We start from the raw sequence: 24,885 nt of genomic DNA, 5'->3' as shown, positions 1-24,885 counted from the left end.
AAGCCAGCCTGCGGCACATATTTCCGCACAAATTGCCGCATGGCTGAAGAGTTGCGTAAATTTTCATTTTTTCCGAAAATCCCCTTGCAAAAACCCCATTTTCCCTGTACAATCTGATATTGAGAGACATATAAAAGAGGGGCCAGGTTCTGACCCCTCTTTTGACGAGGAACCAAAGCGGCATATAAAAACGCTGTAAAATAAGATTCCATAGAAAGGTAAGAGACATGATTAGTGCAAATAATATCTCCCTTCGCGTAGGCAAAAAAGCATTGTTTGAAGAAGTGAACATCAAGTTCACAGAAGGAAACTGCTACGGACTGATCGGCGCAAACGGTGCGGGTAAATCTACATTTTTAAAGATTCTGTCCGGGCAGCTGGAGCCAACCAGCGGCGAGATCGCCATTACACCGGGACAGAGACTTTCCTTCTTACAGCAGGATCATTTCAAATATGACCAGTATACGGTTCTTGATACCGTTATTATGGGAAATGCCAGACTGTATCAGATTATGAAGGAGAAGGAAGCCATCTACATGAAGGAGGACTTCACTGACGAGGACGGCATCAAGGCTGCAGAGCTGGAGGGCGAGTTCGCCACCATGAACGGCTGGGAGGCTGAGTCGGATGCGGAGAGCCTCTTAAACGGTCTGGGCATCGGAACGGAGTTCCACTATACGCAGATGGGAAATCTCCTGGGTGCTCAGAAGGTGAAGGTACTCCTTGCGCAGGCATTGTTCGGAAATCCTGATATTCTGCTGCTGGACGAGCCGACCAACCACCTGGATCTGGACGCCATCGCATGGCTGGAGGAGTTTTTGATCAATTTTGAGAATACGGTAATCGTAGTATCCCATGACCGTTATTTCTTAAATAAGGTCTGCACCCAGATTGCGGATATCGACTATGGAAAGATCCAGCTTTACGCCGGAAACTATGATTTCTGGGTAGAGTCCAGCCAGCTGATCATCAAGCAGATGAAGGAAGCCAACCGGAAAAAGGAAGAGAAGATCAAGGAACTGCAGGAATTTATCCAGCGTTTCTCCGCCAACGCTTCCAAGTCCAAGCAGGCAACCTCCCGTAAGCGTGCTCTGGAAAAGATTGAGCTGGATGATATCAAGCCTTCCAGCAGAAAATATCCCTACATCGACTTCCGTCCCTCCCGCGAGATCGGAAATGAGGTTCTGACTGTGGAGCATTTAAGCAAAACCATCGACGGCGAGAAGGTTCTGGATGATATTTCCTTTATCCTGGGAAGAGAGGATAAGGTGGCTTTGGTAGGCCCCAATGAGCGTGCCAAGACCGTTCTTTTTAAGATTCTCTCCGGTGAAATGGAGCCGGACGAGGGCAGCTACAAGTGGGGACTGACTACCACGCAGTCTTATTTCCCCAAGGATAACTCCGCGGAGTTTGCCAATGACGATACCATCGTAGAATGGCTGACCCAGTATTCGCCGGAAAAGGACGTAACCTATGTCCGCGGTTTCCTGGGCCGTATGCTGTTTGCCGGCGAGGACGGCGTAAAGAAGGTAAAGGTTCTTTCCGGAGGCGAGAAAGTGCGCTGTATGCTGTCAAAGCTTATGATCTCCGGCGCAAATGTGCTGATGCTGGATGAGCCTACGGATCATCTGGATATGGAGTCCATTGATGCCTTAAACCGCGGTATGATCAAGTTTCCGGGCGTTATGATCTTTTCCTCCCGCGACCATCAGATCGTACAGACCACAGCCAACCGCATCATGGAGATTATTAACGGAAAACTTATCGACAAGATTACCACATACGACGAGTATCTGGAAAGCGATGAGATGGCAAGAAAGAGATTTACATTTACCGTTACAGAGAGTGACGAACAGGATGATTGATTATAAGGTACGCCTTTGCGTACAAAATGGAGGCAGGATCTGGACAAAGGGTCCTGCCTTTTCGGATTTAGGAAGGAGATAAAAAAATATGGAAAAAATTGCTAGCTTTACCATTGACCATATCCGGCTGCAGCCCGGCGTATATGTATCAAGAAAGGATCAGGTAGGCGGCAGCGCCGTCACTACCTTTGATCTTCGTATGACCTCTCCTAACGAGGAGCCGGTGATGAATACGGCGGAGGTTCATACCATTGAGCATCTGGGGGCTACATTTTTGCGGAACCACAGCGAATATGGAAACTGTACCGTCTACTTTGGCCCCATGGGCTGCCGTACCGGATTCTATCTGCTGCTGGCAGGCGATTTTACCTCCCGTCAGATCCTGCCTTTAATTGTGGAAATGTTTGCCTTTATCCGGGATTTTGAAGGTGAAGTGCCGGGTGCCTGCGCGAAAGACTGCGGAAATTATCTGGATATGAATCTTGGGATGGCAAAATACCTGGCTGCCCGGTATTTAAAGGTGCTGGAGAACATTGAGGGATATCCCGAATCCAGAATGGAGTATCCTCAGTAAAATGATATGATCCGAAAAAGGAGTATAATCAATAAAAGGAGATGGAAATGAAAAAACTAATCTCATGGAATGTAAACGGACTGCGGGCCTGTGTGGGCAAGGGCTTTCTTGATTTCTTTAAGGAGGCAGATGCAGATGTATTCTGTATCCAGGAAAGCAAGCTTCAGGAAGGACAGATCGACCTGGATCTGCCGGGGTATTTCCAGTATTGGAACTATGCCGAGAAGAAAGGGTATTCCGGTACGGCGCTGTTTGCCAGGGAGGAGCCTCTTTCTGTAGCCTATGGTCTTGGGATTGAGGAGCACGACCATGAGGGACGGGTGATCACGGCGGAATTTGAGGAATACTACGTTGTCACCTGCTATACGCCAAACTCACAGGATGGCCTTGCAAGACTGGATTACCGTATGGAATGGGAAACGGCATTTCTGGCCTATCTGAAACGGCTGGAAGAGAAAAAGCCGGTGATCTTCTGCGGGGATCTGAATGTGGCCCACAAAGAGATTGACTTAAAAAATCCTAAGACCAACCGTAAAAATGCCGGCTTTACCGACGAAGAGCGGGGAAAATTTACAGAGCTTCTGAATGCGGGGTTTATTGATACCTGGCGTTATTTTCATCCCGATACGGAGGGTGTCTACTCCTGGTGGTCCTACCGCTTTAAGGCCAGAGAGAAGAACGCAGGGTGGCGCATTGACTATTTCTGCGTCAGCGAAGCATTAAAGGAGCGGCTGGTAAGTGCCGGGATCCATACAGAGGTGCTCGGCTCCGACCACTGCCCGGTGGAGCTTATGATCCGGCAGGCAGACGAAGGGCAGGGATGATTTTTGCAGATTCTGGCTGTTAAAGAGAGAACACAGCTGTTATAATGGTCATAGGACCGGAGGCTTCCCGGACATGGAGCTGGAAATCCGGGAGGAAATTTAGAACGGAAAAGGAAACAGATACATGAATCTTCTTACCATTGAACATTTAAAAAAATCATATACGGAACGTCTGCTGTTCGATGACACCGCTTTCTCGATCAATGAGGGGGAAAAGGTAGGCCTGATTGGAATTAATGGAACGGGAAAATCGACGCTTTTGCGCATTGTGGCAGGTTTAGAGGAGCCAGATGACGGTTCTGTGGTGAAGGGGCGCAGTCTGTATATCCGCTATCTGCCTCAGATTCCGGAGTTTGAATCGGGAGAAAACGTCCTTGAGGCCATTGTGCGGGAAAATAAAAATGAGCCTCATTTTGCCTCCGGGGAGGAATTGAAAGCGGCGGCCCGATCCATGCTGAACCGTCTGGAGATACTGGACGGTGAGGCGAAAATTGATACTCTTTCCGGTGGTCAGAGAAAGCGGGTGGCTCTTGCCAGTGTTCTTTTAAGCACGGCCGATTTACTGATTTTAGACGAGCCTACAAACCACCTGGACAGCGGTATGGCGGAGTGGCTGGAGGCTTACCTTAAGTCCTTTAAAGGCGCGCTTTTGATGATTACCCATGACCGGTATTTTCTGGACAGCGTGACCAACCGGATCGTGGAACTGGACAAGGGAAAGCTTTACAGCTATCAGGGCGGATATGAGAAATATCTGGAGCTTAAGGCGGAGCGGATGGAGATGGCAGAGGCCGCGGAGCGCAGGCGACAGTCCATCCTGCGGACGGAAATTGCATGGATGCAGAGAGGGGCAAGGGCACGTTCTACCAAGCAGAAGGCCCATATCCAGCGTTACGAGGCTCTGCGGGATCAGGATGGTCCGCAGTATGACCGGAACGTACAGCTGGAGTCCATTGCCAGCCGTCTGGGCCGGACGACGGTGGAATTGAAGGATATCTGCAAATCCTATGGAGACAGGATGCTCTTACAGGACTTTACCTATATTTTTCTGAAAAATGACCGTGTAGGCATCATTGGCCCCAACGGAAGCGGTAAATCCACCCTGATGAAGATTATTGCAGGCTGGGTACAGCCAGACTCTGGAACTGTACAGATTGGTCAGACCGTAAAACTGGGCTATTTTTCCCAGGAAAATGAGGCAATGGACGAGAGTCTGCGCGTGATAGATTACATCAAAAATGCGGCTGAATACGTTAAGACGAAGGATGGAAGCATCAGCGCCAGCCAGATGCTGGAAAGATTTTTATTTCCGGCCAGCGTGCAGTATACCGTTATTGGAAAGTTGTCGGGGGGTGAGAAGCGCAGGCTGTATCTGCTGAGAATTCTGATGGAAGCGCCTAATGTGATTCTGCTGGATGAACCTACCAATGACTTGGATATCCAGACACTGGTTATTTTAGAGGATTATCTGGACACATTTCCTGGTATTGTGATCACGGTTTCCCATGACCGGTATTTTCTGGACCGTGTGGTAAACCGTATTTTCGCCTTTAAGGGGCAGGGAAGAGTACAGCAGTATGAGGGCGGCTATACGGACTATTTAAGAGCCTTTGAGCTGCGCCATCCTCAGAAAGAGGCTCAGGAGGAAAATGCTCCAAGGGAAGGGCAAAAGGCGGTCAATAGGAGTAACTGGAAGGAGACTGCGGGAGCGCCGAAAAAGAAGAAGCTTTCCTTTAAGGAACAGAAGGAATGGGAGACGATAGAGGATGAAATCGCAGCTCTGGAGTCAGGGATCGAGGCGCTTGAAAAGGAGATGGAGGGCGCTGCCAGCAACTATGCAAGGCTGAACGAGCTGATGAAAACAAAGAGTGAAAAGGAAACGGCCCTGGAGGAAAAAATGGATCGCTGGATGTACCTGAATGAGCTGGTAGAGCAGATCGAAGGGCAGAAATAAGGCGGGTGCCTGTAAGTGTTTGGGAAAGGCGGTAAACAGATGAAAATGGTTTATACAGTGGAGACAGACCGCAGCAGGATTTATCCCCTGGGGGTTACTGCCAGAGGAGATGGGTATGATGTGTCCTTTGTCTCTAAGGTCAAAAACTGCGGATTGCTTTTATTTGAAAAAGGAAAAAAATGTCCTTCTGCCAGAATACCTTTTCCGGCAGAAGGACGGATGGGCGATGTGCATTTTATGACGGTAAGGGGCAGCTTTGATGATCTGGAATACGCCTTCTGGGAGGATGACAGGGAGACGCCGGATCCCTTTGGACGCCGGTTTACAGGATGGGACAGATGGGGGAAAAGGGACAGTGCAAGGCGATGCATTCGCACTCCCTTTGATGTGCTGCGGGAGAATTTTGACTGGGAAGATGACTGCCGTCCGGCCATTCCTCCTCAGGACTGTGTGGTTTATAAGATTCATGCCAGAGGCTTTACCAAACACATTTCTTCCGGGGTGAGTCCGCAGAAGCGGGGAACTTTTGCGGGGGTGGCTGAGAAGATTCCTTATATGAAAGAGTTGGGGATCACCACAGTGGAAATGATGCCGCCGTCTGAGTTTGATGAGGTGATCCGTTCCCCAAGGGGCGAGGTGTTCGGACTGCCTAAGGAGGGAGCGCCTGCGCGCGGATACTGTGCCGCAGCCGGGGAATCCCGCGGGAGGCGGGCGGGATCGGAAAAAGCAGAACCGGTAAAGGTAAACTACTGGGGCTATTGCCGGGGCTTTGCCTTTGCGCCAAAGACCTCATACGCATCCGACGGGGCCTGTGAAATAAAAGACCCTGTAACCGAGTTTAAGAGCATGGTAAAGGCCCTTCACAGGGCAGGCCTTGAACTGGTGATCGAGCTGTATTTCGACGGAACAGAGACGCCGGGATATGTGCTGGATGCAGTTCGTTTCTGGGCGATGGAATACCATGTAGACGGGGTGCACCTAGTGGGGTTTGCGCCGCTGTCCCTGCTGGCTGCAGATCCTTATCTGAAGGATATAAAGCTGTGGGGCGAGGGATGGGAGACGGAAGGGGATTTTCGCCGAATCTGTGAATACAATTCCGGTTTTATGCAGGATATGAGACGTTTTTTAAAGGGCGACGAGGGGATGCTCAATGCCTTTGCGTACCATCTGCGCCGCAATCCAGGGGGCATCGGCGTGATCAATTATATGGCGAATGTAAACGGATTTACGATGATGGATATGGTTTCTTACAATGAGAAACACAATGAGGACAACGGCGAGGAGAACAGGGACGGAACAGACTGCAACCAGTCCTGGAACTGCGGAGCCGAGGGGACGGTGCGGAAGAAGCGGATCCGTCAGCTTAGGATGCAGCAGCTTCGCAACGCAGTGCTCCTTCTGTTTTTAAGCCAGGGAACGCCCCTTCTTCTATCCGGCGATGAATTTGGACAGAGCAAGCGGGGAAATAACAATTCCTACTGCCAGGACAATGAAATATCCTGGCTGAACTGGGATCTGCTGGAGCGCGACAGCCGCCTGTATGAGTTTGTCAGGGCGGCCATTTCCTTTAGAAAGTCCCACGATCTGTTCCATATGGAACAGGAACCGGGGTTAATGGATTATAAGGGAACAGGACTGCCGGATCTGTCCTATCATGGAGAGAAGGCGTGGCAGCCGGAGTTTGACCGGCACTGCCGTCAGCTTGGTGCATTTTACTGCGGAGCTTATGGAAAAGGTCGGGATGGAAAAGGAGACGCCAGCTTTTACACCGCCTATAATATGCACTGGGAGCCGCATGAATTTGCTCTGCCCAATCTTCCCAAGGGAAGGGAATGGCGGATGGTGTTTAATACGGCAGAGGACAGCGTAAACGGCTTCTGGGCGGAGAAGGATGCACCGGTACTGAAGGATCAGAAGAAGGTTATGGCGGCAGCCCGGTCGGTATGCGTATTTATGGAAGGGACGGTTCATGGAAAAGGGCCTGCGTCGGAAGAAAGAGGGCAAAAAAATGCTGAATGAATCAATGGAGCAGTTTATAAGAGAACATAAGGAGGAGGCCTTTGAACTGCTTAGGACCATTGGCCGGATCCCTGCGCCCTCCAATCACGAAGAAAAACGGGCCGCTTTCTGCTGCCAGTGGCTGAAGGAACAGGGGGCGGAAGGGGTAATTATCGACGAGGCTCTCAATGTGGTTTATCCCGCTGTGACCCGCGAAACGGCTGGTCTGGAGGTCTATATGGCTCACATGGATGTGGTATTTCCTGATAAAGAGGATCTGCCTCTCACAGAGAATGGAGACTTTATTTTCTGTCCGGGAATCGGGGATGATACTGCCTGTCTGGTATGCCTTCTGATGGCTGCAAAATACCTGGCAAGGGCCATAAAAGAGGATCGTCTGGAAGAGGTTTATCCCTCTCATCTGCCAGGGCTTTTGCTGGTGTGCAATTCAGGGGAAGAGGGGCTGGGAAACTTAAAGGGCGTCCGTAAGATATGTGAAAAGTATGGAAACCAGATCAGCGCTTTCTGCACCTTTGACAGTCAGCTGGATAAGCTCGTAGATCAGGCGGTGGGTTCCGAGCGTTTTCGCATTACCGTCCGCACCCAGGGCGGCCATTCTTTCAATGATTTTGGCCGCGATAATGCGATCGAGAAGCTGGCGGAAGTGATTTCCCTGCTGTACCGGATTCCAGTTCCTGAAAATGGCCGCACCACCTTTAATGTGGGTCAGATCCAGGGCGGAACCTCCGTCAATACCATTGCTCAGGAAGCCCATATGCTGTATGAGTTTCGCTCAGATCGCAAAGAAAATCTGGATTATATGCACAAACAGTTCGATGCTGTGATAGAGGAAGCCAGAGCGGCTGGCATAGAGATTCAGACGGAGTTTCTGGGACTTCGGCCCTGCTCTGGAAAGATCGATCCTGGCCGTCAGGCGGAACTTCTTGGGCGGGCGGTGGCTGCGGTGGAGGCAGTCACTGGGATGCGTCCCCGGACAGGTTCGGGTTCCACGGACTGCAATATTCCCATGTCCCTTGGAATCCCCAGCGTATGCGCCGGATGTTATCGGGGCGGGGGCGCTCATACAAGAGAGGAGTTTATAGAGGCCTCTTCGCTGACTGACGGCTGCCGTGTGGTATTTCATATGATGTTTCAGCGATGATCCTCTGTCTGCCCGCTGTCATAAGGGATAGCGTCATTTCATAAATTAAACAGAGTGCACCGACCGGATGCTTCCGGGACCGCTCAAGGAATGGTCCCGGAAGCATTTTTCGTTTCCATGCATTAAAAAAGCTGCGGCGATAAAGGGAAAAACATAAAAATAAGAAGGGGGATGCCGGCATGACAGAGTGGTACAGCAGGTCAGAGGAAGAAATCTTACGGGAGCTTTCTTCCAGCCGCCGGGGGCTGACAGAAGAGGAGGCGGCTATACGTCTGGAAAAATATGGGGAAAATACGATCCATGAAAAGCCGCGCCTTCCCTGGTGGCAGGTTTTTTTGGAGCAGTTTAAAGATCTTCTGGTTGTGATTTTGATTGCGGCAGCCGCGGTGTCCATGGTGACGGGAGATCCGGAAAGCGCTATGGTTATCTTTGCTGTGCTCTTTTTAAATGCCCTTCTTGGTACCATTCAGCATGAAAAGGCGGAGAAGTCTCTGGAAAGCCTGCAAAAGCTCTCATCTCCTGAGGCCAGAGTGGTAAGAAACAGCCAGTCCCTTACCATTCCTTCCTCCCAGGTAGTCCCTGGAGATGTGCTGATTCTGGAGGCCGGAGATCTGGCGGCGGCTGATGGACGCCTGCTGGAGGTCTATGGACTGACGGTAAATGAAAGCTCTCTCACCGGGGAGTCGCTTAGCGTGGAAAAGCACTCGGGTACGCTGCGAACCGGGAATAAGGAACGGCTTTCTCCGGGAGATCAGTCCAATATGGTATTTTCCGGTTCTCTTATCACCTCCGGCCGTGCTCTGGCGGTTATTACCGCTACAGGCATGGCTACGGAAATCGGTTCCATTGCTTCGCTGATGAACGGGGCGGGAAGTCAGAAAACACCCCTGCAGGTAAGTCTGGATCATTTCTCCGGCCATCTGGCCCTGGGGATCATGGCCGTCTGCAGTCTGGTCTTTGGGCTCAGTGTCTGCCGGAAGGAGCCGGTGCTGGATGCTCTGATGTTTGCCGTTGCTCTGGCAGTGGCGGCGATTCCTGAGGCCTTAAGCTCTATCGTCACCATTGTTCAGGCGATGGGAACCCAGAAAATGGCGAAGGAAAATGCCATCATAAAGGATCTGAAGGCCGTGGAAAGCCTGGGCTGTGTATCTGTGATCTGTTCCGATAAGACCGGAACTCTGACCCAGAACCGAATGGAGGTGGAGCAGGTCTTTATAAACGGAAGAAATATGGAGCCGGAGGCGCTGGCTGTGCCGGCGGCGGAAGGCAGAAGCGATGTGAACTTATTTCTCATGGCAGCGGCTTTGAATAACAATGCGTCTCCTTCAGCCAGAGAAGAAGAGGGGGATCCGGCAGAAAATGCCCTCCTGCACATGGTTCAGGCTGCGGGAGCGATCCCGGAACAGCTGCGCCTGCGCTGCCCCAGAAGGGGAGAGATTCCATTTGATTCTGTGAGAAAGAGGATGACTACGGTAAATTGCGTGGGAGAGGAAAAAATACTGTTTGTAAAGGGGGCTGTGGATGTGCTTCTGGAGCGGTGCAGCCGCATGGCGAATCCGGCGGGATCCGGCGCGTTTGGACTGCAAATTCCTTCCCGTTCCCTTTCTGCCTCTGACCGCGCCGCTATCTTGAATCAGAATCGCCTCTGGTCAGAGCAGGGGCTTCGGATTCTGGCATTTGCCTGCCGCCCGGTTGACGAGAGTCTGCCAAGCCCCCTTTCCTCGTCACTGGTTCCGGATCCGGAATCCGAGCTCATTTTCCTGGGAATGGCGGCCATGATGGATCCGCCCCGCCCCGAATCCCGCTCCGCGGTATCCGCCGCCCGCCAGGCAGGTATCCGTCCTGTGATGATTACCGGCGACCACCGGGTTACAGCCATGGCTATCGCGGGCCGCATCGGCATCTATTCCCCCGGAGATCTGGCCCTTACAGGCGCACAGCTGGATCATCTGACAGAGGAAGAGCTCCTAAGAGAGCTGCCCCGGATATCGGTCTATGCCAGAGTGTCGCCGCAACACAAGATTCGTATTGTAGAAGCCTGGCAGAAACTGGGGCATATCGTTGCCATGACCGGAGATGGGGTAAATGACGCTCCGGCCTTAAAAAAGGCGGATATCGGCATTGCCATGGGACTGGGCGGCACGGAAGTCTCAAAGGAGGCTGCGTCCATGATCCTGGCAGATGATAACTTTGCCACGATCATCAAGGCTGCTGCCAACGGCAGAAATGTCTACCGCAATATTAAAAATGCCATCCAGTTTCTCCTTTCCGGTAATATGGCGGGTATCCTCTGTGTCCTTTATACCTCCTTTGCAGGCCTTCCGCTGCCATTTGCCCCGGTTCATCTGCTGTTTATCAACCTGATCACGGACTCGCTGCCGGCAATTGCCATCGGGATGGAGCCGGCAGAGGAAGATTTGCTGCGTCGGCCTCCGAGAGATCCGGGAGAAGGCATATTGACGCCGGGATTTGTATTCCAGCTTCTGATCCAGGGCGGTCTTATGGCGGCTGCTACCATGTGGAGCTACCGTATGGGGCTGAGACAGGGAGGCGAGGGAACAGCCTGTACCATGGCGTTTTCCACACTGACGCTGGCGCGGCTCTTTCACGGCTTTAACTGCCGCAGCTCCCATTCCATTGTCGCTCTGGGACTTTTTACCAATCCAAGCAGTCTCATGGCGTTTTCGCTTGGGGCGGTTCTATTGGCCGCTGTCCTGTTTGTGCCGGGACTTCAGACCTTCTTTGCCGCTGCGGATCTCCTGCCCTTTCAGACGGCCGCCGTGGCCGCAGCTGCTTTTCTGCCGACAGTAGTGATCCAATTTATTAAGATTCTCAGGGAAACCACGTAAATAGACTGAAAAAGTAGAAAAAATCGGAAAAATGTGGTACAGTATGAAATAAGCGGGAGAACCGGGAGATTCCGAGCGCAAATTAGAAAGCACAGGAGGCCGACAATGAGACTTGTTACATATGAGATCGAACATAAAAAGGGACTGGGCGTCATCAGCAGGGATGGGGAGTGGATCTATCCTCTGCGCTCTCTTGACATGGATTATAAGACGATGCAGGAGCTGATCGAGGGCATCAGTGAGTCTGAAAAGCAGCTCCTGGAATATGCATCAGGGCAGGATCCCTATAAGGTCAAAGGGGCAGTTCCCATGAAGGAGGCTCTTCTGCTGGCGCCGATTCCCCATCCTGTACAGGATGTGATCTGCCTGGGCATCAACTATATGGCCCATGCGGAGGAATCTGCCAGATATAAGAAGGAAGCATTCGGCGGGGAACGCCCCTTTGCGGTATATTTCTCTAAAAGGGTAAACCGTGCCACAGGCACAGGGGAAGAGATACCAGGCCACAGGGACCTGGTGCAGGATCTCGATTATGAGGCCGAGCTGGCGGTGATTATTGGGAAAGAGGCGAAAAATGTACCTGCTGCTGAGGTCAGAAACTATATTTTCGGTTATACTGTAATCAATGACGTCAGCGCCAGAACTCTCCAGACCCGCCATAAGCAGTGGTACTTCGGCAAGAGCCTGGATGGGTTTCTGCCCATGGGGCCATGTATCACCACTGCAGAAGAACTGCCGTATCCTCCCAGGCTGTCCATCCAGTCAAGAGTCAACGGCCAGCTGCGCCAGGACAGCAATACAGAGTGTATGATCTTTGATATTGACCATATAGTCAGCGAGCTTTCGGCAGGTATGACCTTAAAAGCAGGAACCATCATTTCCACCGGAACGCCTGCAGGCGTAGGAATGGGATTTGACCCGCCCAGATTTCTGAATCCCGGGGATATAGTGGAATGTTCAATCGAAGGCATCGGTACTCTTGTAAACAGGGTATCAGAATCATAAAAACAGGAAAAGGGAGGCCAGGGAAATGGACTTTTTACCAATGACAATTAAAAAACAGAAAAATATTGCGCTGATCGCCCACGATCAGAAAAAGCATGAGCTTATGGACTGGTGTTTACAGCACAGGGAGATTCTGTCAAAGCATTTTTTGTGCGGGACAGGCACCACTGCAAGAATGATTACAGATTACACAGGACTGCCGGTAAAGGGGTACAACAGCGGTCCTTTAGGAGGAGACCAGCAGATCGGAGCGAAGATTGTTGAGGGAAAGATCGATTTTGTGATCTTCTTTTCCGATCCTCTGACTGCCCAGCCTCATGATCCGGATGTAAAGGCCCTGCTGCGGATTGCACAGGTATACGACATTCCAATTGCAAACAACAAGGCCAGCGCCGACTTCATGATTACATCCCCTCTTATGAATGAAGAATATGAGCATGATGTAATCAATTTCAAACAGAATATTTCAGAGAGGGCGCAGACACTGTAACCAGACAGAAGGGGGAATTGTATTTATGGAACAGACATTGTACGATTTAATGGATTGGGCGGGGATTGAAGAGCTGACCTACTCAGAGTCGGCCGATCCTCACAGGATGCTGGGGCCGCATCTTACGGACAAGGGGCTTTTGATCCAGGCGCTGATTCCAACTGCCGAGGCTGTGACGGTAAAGCTGACCGGCACTGGAAAGACGTACCCCATGGAAATGGCTGATGAGGCCGGATTTTTTGCTGTTCTGATCCCCAGGAAGAATAAAACGGCATATATCCTGGAAGTGACTTATGACAACGGTACAAAAGAGGAACTTCAGGATCCCTACGCCTTTGCCCCCCAGTATACCGAGCGGGAGCTTAAGAAATTTGAAGCCGGTATTTTCTATGATATTTATGAGAAAATGGGCGCTCATCCCATGACTATTGACGGCACAGACGGTGTGTATTTTTCCGTATGGGCCCCCTGTGCCATGAGAGTCAGTGTGGTAGGGGATTTTAACCTCTGGGATGGACGGCGTCACCAGATGAGAAGGGTAGGAGAAGGCGATGCCTGTATTTTTGAACTCTTTGTTCCGGGCTTAAAGCCAGGCTGTCTTTATAAGTATGAGATCAAAACCAGGGCCGGAGAGCCAATGTTAAAAGCTGACCCTTATGCCAATTTTGCAGAGCTTCGCCCCAACAATGCCTCGGTTGTATGGGATATTGGCAAATACCAGTGGCAGGATCAGGAGTGGATGAAGAAACGGGCGGTTTCTGACAGTAAGGACAAGCCCTTTAATATCTATGAGGTGCATCTGGGTTCCTGGATCCGCAGGGAGCCAGCGAAAGACGAAAATGGAAATTATATCGTCGGCTCAGAGTTCTGCAATTACCGGGAACTGGCTGTAAAACTGGCGGCCTATGTGAAAGAAATGGGTTATACCCATGTGGAGCTTCTGCCGGTTATGGAGCACCCCTTAGACGCCTCCTGGGGATATCAGGTTACGGGATATTACGCTCCTACCAGCCGTTACGGAACTCCGGATGATTTCATGTACTTTATGGACTATATGCATCAAAATGGAATTGGCGTGATCCTTGACTGGGTGCCGGCTCATTTTCCAAGAGACGCCTATGGGATGGCCTGTTTTGACGGTACCTGCGTCTATGAACACGCCGACCCAAGGCAGGGTTCTCACCCCCACTGGGGCACGCTGATCTACAATTACGGCCGCCCCGGCGTTTCCAATTTCCTCATCGCTAATGCCCTGTTCTGGGCGGACAAGTACCATGCTGACGGCATCCGCATGGATGCAGTAGCCTCTATGCTGTATCTGGATTACGGCAAAAGCGACGGCGAATGGGTGGCGAATATGTACGGCGGGAACGAAAATCTGGATGCAGTAGAGTTCTTAAGGCATTTAAGCAGCGTGTTTAAGGGAAGAAAAGATGGAGCGGTGCTTATTGCCGAGGAATCTACCGCATGGCCTATGGTTACAGGTAACCCAAAAGACGGCGGTCTGGGCTTTGACTACAAGTGGAACATGGGCTGGATGAATGATTTCACCAACTATATGCGCTGCGATCCTTATTTCAGGAAAAATAATTACGGCGGACTGACCTTTTCCATGCTCTATGCCTACAGTGAGAACTTTATTCTGGTATTTTCTCATGACGAGGTGGTTCATGGCAAAGGCTCCATGATGGGGAAAATGCCTGGAGAGACGCTGGAGAAAAAGGCGGAGAATCTGAGGACGGCCTATGGTTTTATGATGTCTCATCCGGGTAAAAAACTGCTCTTTATGGGGCAGGATTACGGACAGATCGACGAGTGGAATGAAAATGCCTCTCTGGAGTGGGGACTGCTGCAGTATCCTCTGCACAAAAATATGCAGAATTATGTAAAGGCATTAAATAAAATGTATATGGAGCATCCGGCGCTCTATGAAGCGGACTTTGAGCCTGAGGGATTTGAGTGGATCAACTGCAGCTACCAGGATGAAAGCATGGTGATGTTTGTCCGCAGAAGCAGGGGAGGAAAAGAGACGCTGCTTTTTGTCTGCAACTTTGATCATATGGAACACGAAAAGTTCCGTCTGGGAGTGCCGTTTGCGGGTAAATATAAGGAAATTTTAAACAGTGATGCCAAAGAGTTCGGCGGCGGCGGAAGAGTGAACCCGCGCCTTAAGACCTCTAAAAAGATAGAGTGGGATGACAGGGAAGATTCCATTGAGCTTACCATTGCGCCCATGAGTTTTCTTGTATTCAGCTGTACCCCGCAGGCGCCGGTTAAGAAAGCAGGAAGAACGACGAAAAAGGATAAAGATGCGGGGACAGAGAAAAGCGTGAAGAAGGAGTCAAAGACCGTTTCCGGCCGAAAGAGCGCCTCCGGCCCCAAGAATACCCCAAAGAACGCTCAAAAGGCGGTTGGCAGAGAGGAATTGAAACTGCTGACGACAGCCAGGGAGGAGCCGAAGAAGCTGGAAACGGCAAAGGAAGAACCCAAGCGTCTGGGGACAGCCAAGGGGGAGCCAAAGAAGCTGGAAACGGCGAAAGAGAAGCCGAAGCAGCTGGCGACAGCCAGGAAGGAGCCGAAGAAGCTGGAAACAGCGAAGGAAGAACCCAAGCGTCTGACGGCTGCCCCGGAGAAGTCCGCGTTAAGAACTGAGGCAGAGCACAGTGAAAAAGACCGTTAGACGGGCTGGTTTCTGCGGCAGGGCAGTTTAAACAAAGCGAAGAAACAGAGAAACCGGAGATCTCCCCATGATGCAGAGGTCTCCGGTTTAATTTGTTTTCATCAGGCTATTTCTCATAAGTATAATTGTCGACTTCAACCTTATCCGATTCCTGATAAGGGGCTAAGGTAGAAATCATTTTGACAGGGGTATCGTAGTTATTGATACAATAATGGATCTCTGAGGGTTCAATATGGATCAGATCTCCCGCAGATAACGTATTTACCTTCCCATCTACTACAATATCGATTCTTCCCTCTAAAATGAAAAAGTTCTCTTCCATAACATTATGATAATGGGCTTTAAAATCCTGGCCGGGCATAAACTGCACAACTGCAAAGTTCATGCGCGGCCCTTTCATCAGATATTTTGGGCCGCTGTCTCCAAAACGATATTCTTTTTCGTTTTCATTTACAATATACATAAGTTCCTCCTTTTGTGCATAGCACTGTTTGGTTTATAATATATTTGCGCTCTTTGCTTTAGATGACTCAGACACCCGGAGCAGACCACATGGGGGCAGTCAGACCTTCGTTCGTAAGGGCCAGCTGGGCGGCGTAAAGCTTCTTCCAGACAAGATAAATTTCATTGTACAGTCTGTGATTTTCCGTATCAGGGAGGTAGGTGTGATCAATTTTTGCAAGCTTTTTAGCGGTATCAGATATATTGTCATAGATTCCAACCCCATATCCGGCAATCAGTGCGGCTCCCAGAGCAGTCGCTTCCTTTACTGCGGGAACCTTAACCGGGATACCAAGCACATCTGCGAGAATCTGGCTCCAAAGGGGGCTTTTTGAGGCACCTGAAGCAAAAATTACCTCAGATGGCATATGACCGGTGGATTCTTGTACCAGTTCCATATGGCCTTTTGTGACCAGAGCCGTATTTTCAAGGATAGCTCGGTAGAAGGTATAACGGTTAAATTTTGCAGGATCCAGCTGAAAATTCGTAAAAGTCGGAGCAGCGTGTTTCCAGCTGATAAAATTCATTACATCTGAAAAAGTACACATCATGCCATAACAGCCGGCGGGAATTTTCTCTGCCTCCTGATTCATCAGGTCATAGACGTCACAGCCGATTTCAGAGGCTCTTTGCTTCTCCAGCTGGCAGAAACCGTCACGAAACCAGCGCATGACCAGTCCCGGCTTAAAAGCAAGCGCTTCGTACTGCCAAACATCCTTGATTGCATGACAGTTTACGCGGACACGACACTGGGAATCCGTGACTGCACGATTGGTGTTATACTCATACTGCCAGAAGCTTCCGCCGAAAATGGCGGCTTCATTTGCGTCTACCGCTCCTACGCCGATACACCCAAGCTGTGCATCTCCTCCTCCAACTACAACGGGAGTTCCCTCTGCCAGGCCGGTCTCGGCGGCTGCTTTGGAGGAAACAGGGCCAACGATGGAGCCGGCTTCCATCACAGATGGAAAGATATCGCTTTTGAGTTCACAGCGCTCCAAAATTGATGGATCCCAGGTGCGGGTCTTAAGATTCATAAGTCCTGTGGTGGAGCCGTTGGAGGGTTCTGCGGATAAAATGCCCGTAAGCCTGTAAATCAGCCAGTCATTGAACATACCTATTTTGGAGGCTGCCTGATAGATATCCGGCTGCTTGTTTTTGACCCAGAGGAGCCTTGGAAGGGCGTCCAGTGCGTAAGACTGTCCTGATTCGCGGTAGAGTTCTTTTTCCAGTCCGGGATATTTCCGGAGAAGTTCAATTACTTCATCATTTGCTCTGGCATCCACATTTGCGCAGGCCCAGATCTCCCGGCCCTGCGCATCATACAGTATGATCCCTTCCCGCATACAGGTGGTAGAACAGGCTGCAATTTCGCGGGGATCAATGTGGGCAGATGAGATAGCTTCCCTGATACATCCCTTCGCCAGATCCCAGTTATGGATCCAGTCAAAATCCATGCTTCCCGGATATCTGGGGTCTTCTGAATGTTCCCATTCATGCTGGGAGCAGGAAAGCTGGTTTCCTGCCAGATCGAACAGGACCGCGCGCACGCTTCCTGTACCGGCATCGATTGCCATTAAATACTTTGCCATATCCTTATTCTCCTATCAGTTTTTTTGCAGTATCTTCATCTGTAATCAGGGAATCGATATAACCTCCTTTTAACGCTGCCTTGATTACAGTTGTTTTCTGTTCGCCTCCTGCTATTCCGATTACATTGTTTAGTTCTTTTAAGGTTTCCAGGGGTGTGCTGACCAGCCGGTCTTCAATGCTGGTGACCACAGGCGCTCCGTCCTTGTCGATAAAATGCGTCAGCACATCTCCTACAGCCCCTTTCATGGTAAGGTATGTAAAATCATTTTTACTGAGAATACCATTGGAAATAATGGTTGCATCATTGTTCATGGCGCCGATTCCAACAATGGAAAAAGAAGACAGCCTGACCATGCGGCGGATTTCTGTGACGCTGGGTTCCTGTAAAATCGCCTGGCATACCTCCTTGGAGGAGAGAAGCAGGGGCGCCGGATACAGATGAAGCCTTGCCTTAAATGTATTGGAGGCGCTGTTTGGAAGGTAGTAATTCACTCCCCCGGTGAAAGAGACAAAGGAAACCGGGACATCTGTGATGGTTGCAAGGTGGTTTAAAACGCGGGACGGCGTGTCGCCATAGCCCATATTGATAAACGTATTTTCTGTGATCTGGTCAGCCAGATAGTTGGCGGCCGCCATGGCCAGATATTCGTTGATCTTGCTTTTGTTGTCCGGAGTAGGGACAATCAGGACGTTTTTTAAATTCCACATCTCTTTCAGCTTCTGCTCTGCATGAAGGTGTTTTCCCATATCCTGCGAAATCTTAAACTGGATTACCCCGGTCTCTTTGGCTGTTTCCAGAAGACGGATGACCTTCATCCGGGAGATTCCCAGCTTCAGGGCGATGGACTGCTGTGTCATATTTTCAATGTAATAGTACCATGCGGCTTTCAAAACCAGCTCATCATCATATCTCATAATAGGATACCTCTTATCATTTATTTATAAAACCAATCCATGCGATTATAACACATAACAAATGTTTAAATAAATAACAAATGTATCATAATACAACAAAAACGGAAACAAGGCAAAATTGAATTGTTTTGTTTTTCGATGTATAAAATATATAATAAAATAAATAAAAAAGCAAGAGTATTATGCAAAATAAATACTAAAAAAAGTAAAAGCCTTGACAAAGATAGTGAATATGATTATACTGGGCTTATGATAAAAATGTTTAATTGTAAAACAAAAATACAATTTTCAAAGGAGAGGTCGACATGAGCCAGGCAGTCCGTGGGCAGACGAACAAAGAGCTGCTTTCTGTATGTGGGATTACAAAGAGATTCGGTCTGAATGTTGTGCTGAAAGGGATTGATCTGAGTGTGGGAAGAGGGGAGGTTCTGACGCTGATCGGGGGGAATGGTGCCGGAAAATCCACTCTTATGAAGATCATTATGGGGATCTACCAGCCGGATCAGGGGGAGCTGTACATAGATGGGGAGAAGATTTCCAGTTTTAAACCGGTTGTTTCTCTTCAGAAAGGAATCTATATGGTTCCTCAGGAGCCGATGCTGTTTCCGAATATGACAGTGGAGGAGAATATCCTGATTGGTTTTTCAGGAGTGAAGTCAGAACTGCATAACCGTCTGGTAAAAATAATCGGCGATATAGGGTGGGAACTGGATCTGAACAGAAAGGCTCTTAGTCTCTCCATTGCAGAACAGCAGATCGTAGAACTGCTTCGGGGCATGATGAGAAACGCGAAGGTGCTGATTTTGGATGAACCAACATCTGCTCTTACGTTTGACGAGGTAGAGGCTCTGTTTAAGGTTGTTGCAGACTTAAAAAGCCGAGGTATCGGAATTATCTATATTACACACCGCATGGCAGAGGTTTTTACAATCGGTACTCATGTGGCCATTATGAGAGACGGTATTATCACCCTGAAAGGCCCTATCGGTGATTTTACCAGAGATATGCTGGTAAAAGGGCTTCTTCCTCCAAATATGGAAGAGGTGGAAAAAAGGGAAGAGAAAGAAACGGCTATCGATTATACAGATTTAAAACCGGTTCTCAGGCTGGAGCATTTTTCGGGATATGGCTTTGAGGATATTAACCTGGAGGTATATCCGGGTGAAATCCTGGGGGTGGCCGGGCTGGTAGGCGCAGGGAGAACGGAACTTGCCATTACCATTTTCGGAAGGGAAAAGCCTCTTGGGGGAAAGGTTTTTCTAAAAGACAGAGACGTGACCGGACTATCCACAAGAGAAGTGATTGAAGCTGGAATCAACTATGTTCCTGAGGACAGAAGACAGAACGGTCTGTTTGGCATGAGCAGCGTTGCCGCCAATACTACCTCCTCTCTGCTTTTTAATATAGCTATGGGAAAGGTGTTCCTGAATAAAAAGAAGGAGCAGGAAATCACACAGAAGTATATTGATGACTTTCGGACAAAAGTAACCGGGCAGGAACAGTCCTGCGGCAGTCTTTCCGGTGGAAATCAGCAAAAGGTTGTGATCGGAAGATGCCTTTCCTCACTTCCTCAGCTTGTGATTCTGGATGAGCCGACGCGGGGGATTGACGCAGCGGCCAGAGGGGATGTATATTCCATTATTCTGGAACTGAAGAAAAAGGGTGTGGCTACGATGCTGATCTCCTCGGATATGGAAGAGATCATTGAACTGTCAGACCGTGCAGTAGTTATGTTTCAGGGGCATATGACAAAAACACTGTCAAAGTCCCAGATTGATCAGAATACACTGATGAATGCGTCGTTTGATGTGGATGAAGAAGAGGAGGGCTGACATGGATCGAGTGAAGAAAATATTGAAAGCCCGTGAGGCGGGAAGCCTGCTATTTCTTATCCTTCTGGTGCTTTTGGTAGGTCTGATAAATCCGGATTTCTGGCAGCCAGCCAGCCTTTTGAACTGTCTGAATGATTCGGTTGTGTTTACCCTGCTGGCGGTTGGGATTGCCTTTGTTATTCTTACGGGGGAGATTGACGTATCCATTGGAGCTACCCTGGGAATGAGCGCGGCCGTAGGAGCTACCATACTCCGCGACGGAGGGAGCATAGGCGCTGCAATTGGGACGGCGGTTCTTGTGGGGGCGGCTATTGGCCTTGTAAATGGAGTGGGCGTTTCCGTTTTTAAGATCCCTTCGCTGATTTTTACATTGGGTGTTAATGGCGTTGTAAGAGGACTGATTTATGTTTTTACAGGCGGCGCATGGGTAGAAAACCTCCCGGCGTCCTATACCAGGGCTTCCAATATAAAGGTTGTGGGAGAGCTTACGCTGTTTTATGCAGTAACCATCCTTGCAGTTCTTATTGCGAACTATATTGTATCCAGAACCAGAAAAGGCAAATATTTTACTGCGGTGGGAGATAATATTTCCGGTGCGACACTGGTGGGTATCCCGACCATACGCACAAAGATACTGGCGTATGTGATCTGTGGCATTATGGCAGCTGCTGCCGGTATGGTCTATGCTTCAAGAATTGGCTTTATCACACCTACGGCAGGAAACAACTACGAGATGAAGGCAATTGCGGCCTGCGTTCTGGGAGGCGTGGCTCTGACGGGAGGTCAAGGAAGTCTTTTGGGGGCAGCGATTGGTGCGATCATTATGTCATCTATCAGCCGGATCCTGGTATTTCTCGGTTTTTCATCTGATTATGATAATACGATTACCGGCATTATGCTGATTGCCATCGTTGTTGTAACGACGGTTGCCCAGAATCACGCCATCGTTAAAAACCGGCATGAAATACTGATGGCGAGAACTAATAAGGCTGAAAACAATACAAATCAGAAGAAAGGAGAGCAGAAATCATGAAAACATCTTTTCCTGAAAAGGCGAAAAAGTTTTTTTCCAGCTGGGAATTTGTTCTGCTGCTGATCCTGTTCGCTGAAATTGTAGTATTTGCAACGAAAAATCCAAAGTTTCTAATGCCGAGGGTTTTGTTTGGAAGCCTGAATGATATCATTTCCATCTGCATCATTTCTCTGTTTGTGACGTTTGTAATGATTACCGGAGGAATTGATATTCAGGCGGGTTCTATTGTGGGCCTTTCTTCTATCGTACTGGGAGTCGCATGGCAGGACGGCGGTATGAATATCTGGGCAGCAGTTGCCCTGGCAGTTGCAGTGTCGGCTGTCTGCGGAGCGCTTTCAGGCTATTTTGTGGCCTACTGCGGTGTCCAGCCGATGGTTGTAACGCTGGGAGGAAGCTTTCTCTTTACAGGAATTGCCCTTTTGGTTTCCAATCTGTCCGCTACAGAGAGTTACAAGGGGATAAACGGATTTCCGGACAGCTTTTTGCAGCTGTCCCGATTTAAGCTTTTTGGCATCATTCCCTGTCAGGTGCTTATCTTCCTTGCTCTGGCGGTGACAGCGTATATTCTGCTGAACAGAACGAAATACGGAAGAATGATATTTCTGATCGGTATCAATAAAGAGGCTGCTGAATTTTCGGGAATCAATACCAGACTTGTCACAATGAGCACCTATATTCTCTCTGGAGTGAGCGCGGCCATTGCAGGTATTATCTTAACCTCTTATATCGGAACGGCAAAATCAGATATTGGCGTTACATTTACACTTCCCATTATTACGGCGGTTGTGCTTGGAGGAACACTTTCTACTGGCGGAAAAGGATCGGTTGTGGGAACGGCCCTGGCTGCGGTAGTGATTGGTGTATTGAAGTTTGGACTGCCTCTCTGCTTTAAGGTTCCGCAGCAGTATCTGGATATTCCGGTAGGGCTTCTGCTTTTGGTGGTGGTGATCGGGCGCTCGGTTCTTACTAATCCAAGGGTGGTTGCTATATTTCATGGGAAGAGCAAAAATTAGTATCTTAATGGAAAGTCCATTAATATAGAAAAATGGTATGCAGCAGACTGCATACAGAATGAGAAGGAGGATTTATCTTATGAGGAAAAAACTGATTGCAGTAGCGCTTGCAGCGTCTATGGCAGCTTCATTGAGCGCCTGTGGCTCCAAACCGTCAGAGGCTCCGGCGGGAACAACAGAGGAAACCGCTAAAGTGGAGACTGCGGCAGAAAACGGGGACAAGACGGAGACTGCTGCAAAGGGCGGGGAGGAGAAATCGATAGAAGGACTTACTATTGCGTTCGTTCCAAAGCTGACAGGAAATGCTTTCTTTGAGTCCGCTAACAATGGCGCGCAGAAGTATGCCGAAAAGTGGGGATTTACGGTTGATTATCAGGGATCTTCCAATGCGTCTGTTGCAGATCAGGTGCAGGTGATCAACAATGCGGTTGCTTCTGGTGCAGACGGGATCTGTATTTCATCTGTGGATGCAACAGGACTTGATTCTGCCCTGACAGATGCGATTTCCAGCGGCGTAACGGTCGGAACGTGGGATTCGGACGTGTCCGACACAGCCCGTACGCTGATGGTTTCTCAGGGAACTCCGGATATCCTGGGGCAGATGCTGGTAGATATGGGAGCGGACTCTTTAACCAAGAGAGGAAAAAATCCTGAGACGGATACGATTAAATACTGCTGGCATTATTCTCAGGCAACTGTCGCGGATCAAAATTCCTGGCAGGTAGCAGGAGAAGCCTATATCAAGGAGCATTATCCGAACTGGGAAAATGTGGCTCCTGACAATTATTATTCTGAACAGGATGCCGAGAAGGCCGTTTCCATCGGAGCATCCATCCTTGAGGCTCACAGTGACATCGATCTGATTATCTGTAATGATTCTACTGCGCTTCCGGGGCAGTGCAAGGCTGCTCAGAATAAGGGGCTGACAAAAGAGGATGTTACCATTTCAGGCTTTGCCTCCCCCATGTCGATTAAGGATTACTGTGAGGCGGGCGTGATCGAGCAGTGGGGGCTTTGGGACTGCGGTGTTCAGGGCGCTATGGGCTGTTATCTGACTGCATATCTTGCGGCGGGCAATACTGTAAAAGTGGGAGATAAGATCAACATTCCTGAGATTGGAGAGGTTGAGGTTATGCCTAATGATTGTCTGGTCGAGGGCGCTCAGACTGCCCCTGAGAATAACGGTGTTGTGCTGATGCCAGAACGGCTCATCTTTAATAAAGATAACGTTGCCGATTACGATTTCTAACATATGGGCTGCTGGCCGGATCGGGGGTCAAAGCCTGATCCGGCATTGCAGAGGTTCTGCATTCTGATTTAAAAATGAAAAGACGGGAGAAAAGAATTATGGCAGATCTTGAAGGTGTAAAAGTTGCAAAAAATTATCATCTGGACACTCCTTTTGCAAATCAGGAGGGATTTTATGTAAAGGGAGCCAATGGGCTGGATTGGGGTATGAAAAAGCACCTGTCCAATATTTTTGATACAAAGAGCGGCAATACAGTCATGTTTGCGTTTGATCATGGTTACTTTATGGGATCAACATCAGGGCTTGAGAGGCTGGATCTGGTTATTCCCAGGCTGCTTCCCAATATTGACGTGCTGATGGGAACGAGAGGAGCGCTTAGAAGCTGCGTAGATCCGGCACTGATTGGCGGGAAGGGAATTGCCCTGAGAGCTACATCCGGTTCCTCCATGCTGAATGATGATCTGTCCCATGAGGTATTAGTGGTAGATGCGGCAGAAGCCTGCAGGATGAACGCAGACTGTCTTGCGGTTCAGACATTTGTAGGCGCAGAAGGGCAGCTGTCCAGCTTGGATAATCTTTCAAAGGCGGTTAATTTTGGACAGCAGTATTCGATCCCGGTTATGGGCGTGGTTGCTGTGGGAAAACAGATGGAAAGAACAGACCGCTTCTTTAAATTGGCAACCCGTATGCTTGCAGAGCTGGGAGCCAACATTGTAAAGTCTTATTACTGTGAGAATTTCGAGGAAGTTGTCGCAGCCTGCCCGGTTCCTATCGTAGTTGCAGGCGGAAAGAAGCTTCCGGAGGATGAAGCTCTGACACTTGCATACAGGGCAATTCAGGGCGGGGCGAAGGGACTTGATATGGGAAGAAATATCTTCCAGTCCAATCACCCAGTCGAAATGAGTGCGGCGATCAGAAAGATTGTTCATGAAGGCTTTACCGATAAGGAGGCATTTGCATTCTATCAGGAGGCCATTCACTGATAACGGGATAATGGTAAGAAAAATGTAACGATTCAGGACGGGGTCTCTTCTTGAATGCCTTCCGTCATTTAAGAAGCATCGGAGATTCTCCTGATGTGAAAACAGGTGCCCTGAACGGTTAAAAAGAAATGTAAAAAGAATAGATGGTACTCCTGACAGAGAGGATACGGCATTTGCGGTATTGAAAGACAGGAGTACCATTTTTTGCTGTGCAGGAAAGAGTGCCTGCAGAGGTCTTTTGGAATTGATAGGGTGTCATAATGAAAGCGGCATAAAGAAAATGTTAAAATACATATCGAAAACATGAAAAATGTGTTAAGATTAGGATGTATAATCTGTAACGCGTTTTGGGAAAAAGCGGGGGA

The 24,885-nt window shown here is 49.3% G+C and carries 18 protein-coding genes; 15 read left to right on the top strand and 3 right to left on the bottom strand.

Annotation, left to right across the window (positions count from 1 at the left end):
• Nucleotides 1-227: 227 nt before the first annotated feature.
• The 10 genes from HW447_RS09635 (at nucleotide 228) to glgB (ending at nucleotide 15,401) form a co-directional block, all read left to right on the top strand.
• Nucleotides 228-1,865, top strand: a complete 1,638-nt coding sequence (locus HW447_RS09635) for an ABC-F family ATP-binding cassette domain-containing protein (RefSeq protein WP_176255087.1) — start codon at nucleotides 228-230, stop codon at nucleotides 1,863-1,865.
• An 88-nt stretch (nucleotides 1,866-1,953) separates the two neighbouring features.
• Nucleotides 1,954-2,439: an S-ribosylhomocysteine lyase gene (locus HW447_RS09630; RefSeq protein ID WP_176255086.1), complete on the top strand. Its 486-nt coding sequence runs from the start codon at nucleotides 1,954-1,956 to the stop codon at nucleotides 2,437-2,439.
• A 47-nt stretch (nucleotides 2,440-2,486) separates the two neighbouring features.
• Entirely contained in the window at nucleotides 2,487-3,263 is a 777-nt protein-coding gene (locus HW447_RS09625) for an exodeoxyribonuclease III (RefSeq protein ID WP_176255085.1), read from the top strand.
• 124 nt (nucleotides 3,264-3,387) lie between these two features.
• Entirely contained in the window at nucleotides 3,388-5,217 is a 1,830-nt protein-coding gene (locus HW447_RS09620) for an ABC-F family ATP-binding cassette domain-containing protein (RefSeq protein WP_176255084.1), read from the top strand.
• 39 nt (nucleotides 5,218-5,256) lie between these two features.
• Entirely contained in the window at nucleotides 5,257-7,236 is a 1,980-nt protein-coding gene (locus HW447_RS09615) for an alpha-amylase (protein ID WP_176255083.1), read from the top strand.
• Nucleotides 7,226-8,377: a M20/M25/M40 family metallo-hydrolase gene (locus HW447_RS09610; RefSeq protein ID WP_330589151.1), complete on the top strand. Its 1,152-nt coding sequence runs from the start codon at nucleotides 7,226-7,228 to the stop codon at nucleotides 8,375-8,377. Before HW447_RS09615 ends, HW447_RS09610 begins: the two co-directional genes overlap by 11 nt.
• 179 nt (nucleotides 8,378-8,556) lie before the next feature.
• The gene (locus HW447_RS09605) at nucleotides 8,557-11,226 is read left to right on the top strand and encodes a cation-translocating P-type ATPase (RefSeq protein WP_176255082.1); all 2,670 of its coding nucleotides are present in this window, start codon (nucleotides 8,557-8,559) and stop codon (nucleotides 11,224-11,226) included.
• A 105-nt stretch (nucleotides 11,227-11,331) separates the two neighbouring features.
• Nucleotides 11,332-12,231 carry a fumarylacetoacetate hydrolase family protein gene (locus HW447_RS09600; RefSeq protein ID WP_176255081.1) on the top strand — a complete coding sequence of 300 codons (900 nt, stop codon included), beginning with the start codon at nucleotides 11,332-11,334 and terminating at the stop codon, nucleotides 12,229-12,231.
• A 25-nt stretch (nucleotides 12,232-12,256) separates the two neighbouring features.
• Nucleotides 12,257-12,721: a methylglyoxal synthase gene (locus HW447_RS09595; protein ID WP_176255080.1), complete on the top strand. Its 465-nt coding sequence runs from the start codon at nucleotides 12,257-12,259 to the stop codon at nucleotides 12,719-12,721.
• Between the two features lie 25 nt (nucleotides 12,722-12,746).
• Nucleotides 12,747-15,401, top strand: coding sequence for a 1,4-alpha-glucan branching protein GlgB (glgB, locus tag HW447_RS09590; RefSeq protein ID WP_176255079.1), 2,655 nt, complete (start codon nucleotides 12,747-12,749; stop codon nucleotides 15,399-15,401).
• A gap of 106 nt (nucleotides 15,402-15,507) precedes the next feature.
• Here glgB and HW447_RS09585 read toward each other — a convergent pair whose 3' ends face one another.
• The 3 genes from HW447_RS09585 to HW447_RS09575 form a co-directional block, all read right to left on the bottom strand.
• The gene (locus HW447_RS09585; RefSeq protein ID WP_176255078.1) at nucleotides 15,508-15,864 is read right to left on the bottom strand and encodes a cupin domain-containing protein; all 357 of its coding nucleotides are present in this window, start codon (nucleotides 15,862-15,864) and stop codon (nucleotides 15,508-15,510) included.
• Between the two features lie 67 nt (nucleotides 15,865-15,931).
• On the bottom strand, nucleotides 15,932-17,494 hold the full coding sequence (gene lsrK, locus HW447_RS09580) for an autoinducer-2 kinase (protein ID WP_176255077.1): 1,563 nt from the start codon (nucleotides 17,492-17,494) through the stop codon (nucleotides 15,932-15,934).
• A 4-nt stretch (nucleotides 17,495-17,498) separates the two neighbouring features.
• On the bottom strand, nucleotides 17,499-18,410 hold the full coding sequence (locus tag HW447_RS09575) for a sugar-binding transcriptional regulator (RefSeq protein WP_176255076.1): 912 nt from the start codon (nucleotides 18,408-18,410) through the stop codon (nucleotides 17,499-17,501).
• 305 nt (nucleotides 18,411-18,715) lie between these two features.
• On the opposite strand from HW447_RS09575, the gene HW447_RS09570 reads away from it, so the two are divergent.
• The 5 genes from HW447_RS09570 (at nucleotide 18,716) to lsrF (ending at nucleotide 24,520) form a co-directional block, all read left to right on the top strand.
• Entirely contained in the window at nucleotides 18,716-20,242 is a 1,527-nt protein-coding gene (locus HW447_RS09570; protein ID WP_176255075.1) for a sugar ABC transporter ATP-binding protein, read from the top strand.
• 1 nt (nucleotide 20,243) lies between these two features.
• A complete protein-coding gene (locus HW447_RS09565; protein ID WP_176255074.1) occupies nucleotides 20,244-21,275 on the top strand; it encodes an ABC transporter permease in 1,032 nt (343 codons plus the stop codon).
• Nucleotides 21,272-22,288, top strand: coding sequence for an ABC transporter permease (locus HW447_RS09560; protein WP_176255073.1), 1,017 nt, complete (start codon nucleotides 21,272-21,274; stop codon nucleotides 22,286-22,288). The genes HW447_RS09565 and HW447_RS09560 overlap by 4 nt, the downstream gene beginning before the upstream one ends.
• 79 nt (nucleotides 22,289-22,367) lie before the next feature.
• Nucleotides 22,368-23,537 carry a substrate-binding domain-containing protein gene (locus HW447_RS09555; RefSeq protein ID WP_207714802.1) on the top strand — a complete coding sequence of 390 codons (1,170 nt, stop codon included), beginning with the start codon at nucleotides 22,368-22,370 and terminating at the stop codon, nucleotides 23,535-23,537.
• Nucleotides 23,538-23,635: 98 nt separating this feature from the next.
• Nucleotides 23,636-24,520, top strand: coding sequence for a 3-hydroxy-5-phosphonooxypentane-2,4-dione thiolase (lsrF, locus tag HW447_RS09550; protein ID WP_176255072.1), 885 nt, complete (start codon nucleotides 23,636-23,638; stop codon nucleotides 24,518-24,520).
• Nucleotides 24,521-24,885: the final 365 nt, after the last annotated feature.

The sequence above is a fragment of the Enterocloster alcoholdehydrogenati genome, assembly GCF_013282095.1.
Taxonomy (GTDB): Bacteria; Bacillota; Clostridia; order Lachnospirales; family Lachnospiraceae; genus Enterocloster; species Enterocloster alcoholdehydrogenati.
This window is presented reverse-complemented; position numbering and strand designations above follow the sequence as displayed.

Bases quoted from the DNA above. Each gene is read 5' to 3' on its own strand.
- HW447_RS09635 (WP_176255087.1), top strand. From the start codon at position 228: ATGATTAGTGCAAATAATATCTCCCTTCGCGTAGGCAAAAAAGCATTG.
- HW447_RS09630 (WP_176255086.1), top strand. From the start codon at position 1,954: ATGGAAAAAATTGCTAGCTTTACCATTGACCATATCCGGCTGCAGCCC.
- HW447_RS09625 (WP_176255085.1), top strand. From the start codon at position 2,487: ATGAAAAAACTAATCTCATGGAATGTAAACGGACTGCGGGCCTGTGTG.
- HW447_RS09620 (WP_176255084.1), top strand. From the start codon at position 3,388: ATGAATCTTCTTACCATTGAACATTTAAAAAAATCATATACGGAACGT.
- HW447_RS09615 (WP_176255083.1), top strand. From the start codon at position 5,257: ATGAAAATGGTTTATACAGTGGAGACAGACCGCAGCAGGATTTATCCC.
- HW447_RS09610 (WP_330589151.1), top strand. From the start codon at position 7,226: ATGCTGAATGAATCAATGGAGCAGTTTATAAGAGAACATAAGGAGGAG.
- HW447_RS09605 (WP_176255082.1), top strand. From the start codon at position 8,557: ATGACAGAGTGGTACAGCAGGTCAGAGGAAGAAATCTTACGGGAGCTT.
- HW447_RS09600 (WP_176255081.1), top strand. From the start codon at position 11,332: ATGAGACTTGTTACATATGAGATCGAACATAAAAAGGGACTGGGCGTC.
- HW447_RS09595 (WP_176255080.1), top strand. From the start codon at position 12,257: ATGGACTTTTTACCAATGACAATTAAAAAACAGAAAAATATTGCGCTG.
- glgB (WP_176255079.1), top strand. From the start codon at position 12,747: ATGGAACAGACATTGTACGATTTAATGGATTGGGCGGGGATTGAAGAG.
- HW447_RS09585 (WP_176255078.1), bottom strand. From the start codon at position 15,864: ATGTATATTGTAAATGAAAACGAAAAAGAATATCGTTTTGGAGACAGC.
- lsrK (WP_176255077.1), bottom strand. From the start codon at position 17,494: ATGGCAAAGTATTTAATGGCAATCGATGCCGGTACAGGAAGCGTGCGC.
- HW447_RS09575 (WP_176255076.1), bottom strand. From the start codon at position 18,410: ATGAGATATGATGATGAGCTGGTTTTGAAAGCCGCATGGTACTATTAC.
- HW447_RS09570 (WP_176255075.1), top strand. From the start codon at position 18,716: ATGAGCCAGGCAGTCCGTGGGCAGACGAACAAAGAGCTGCTTTCTGTA.
- HW447_RS09565 (WP_176255074.1), top strand. From the start codon at position 20,244: ATGGATCGAGTGAAGAAAATATTGAAAGCCCGTGAGGCGGGAAGCCTG.
- HW447_RS09560 (WP_176255073.1), top strand. From the start codon at position 21,272: ATGAAAACATCTTTTCCTGAAAAGGCGAAAAAGTTTTTTTCCAGCTGG.
- HW447_RS09555 (WP_207714802.1), top strand. From the start codon at position 22,368: ATGAGGAAAAAACTGATTGCAGTAGCGCTTGCAGCGTCTATGGCAGCT.
- lsrF (WP_176255072.1), top strand. From the start codon at position 23,636: ATGGCAGATCTTGAAGGTGTAAAAGTTGCAAAAAATTATCATCTGGAC.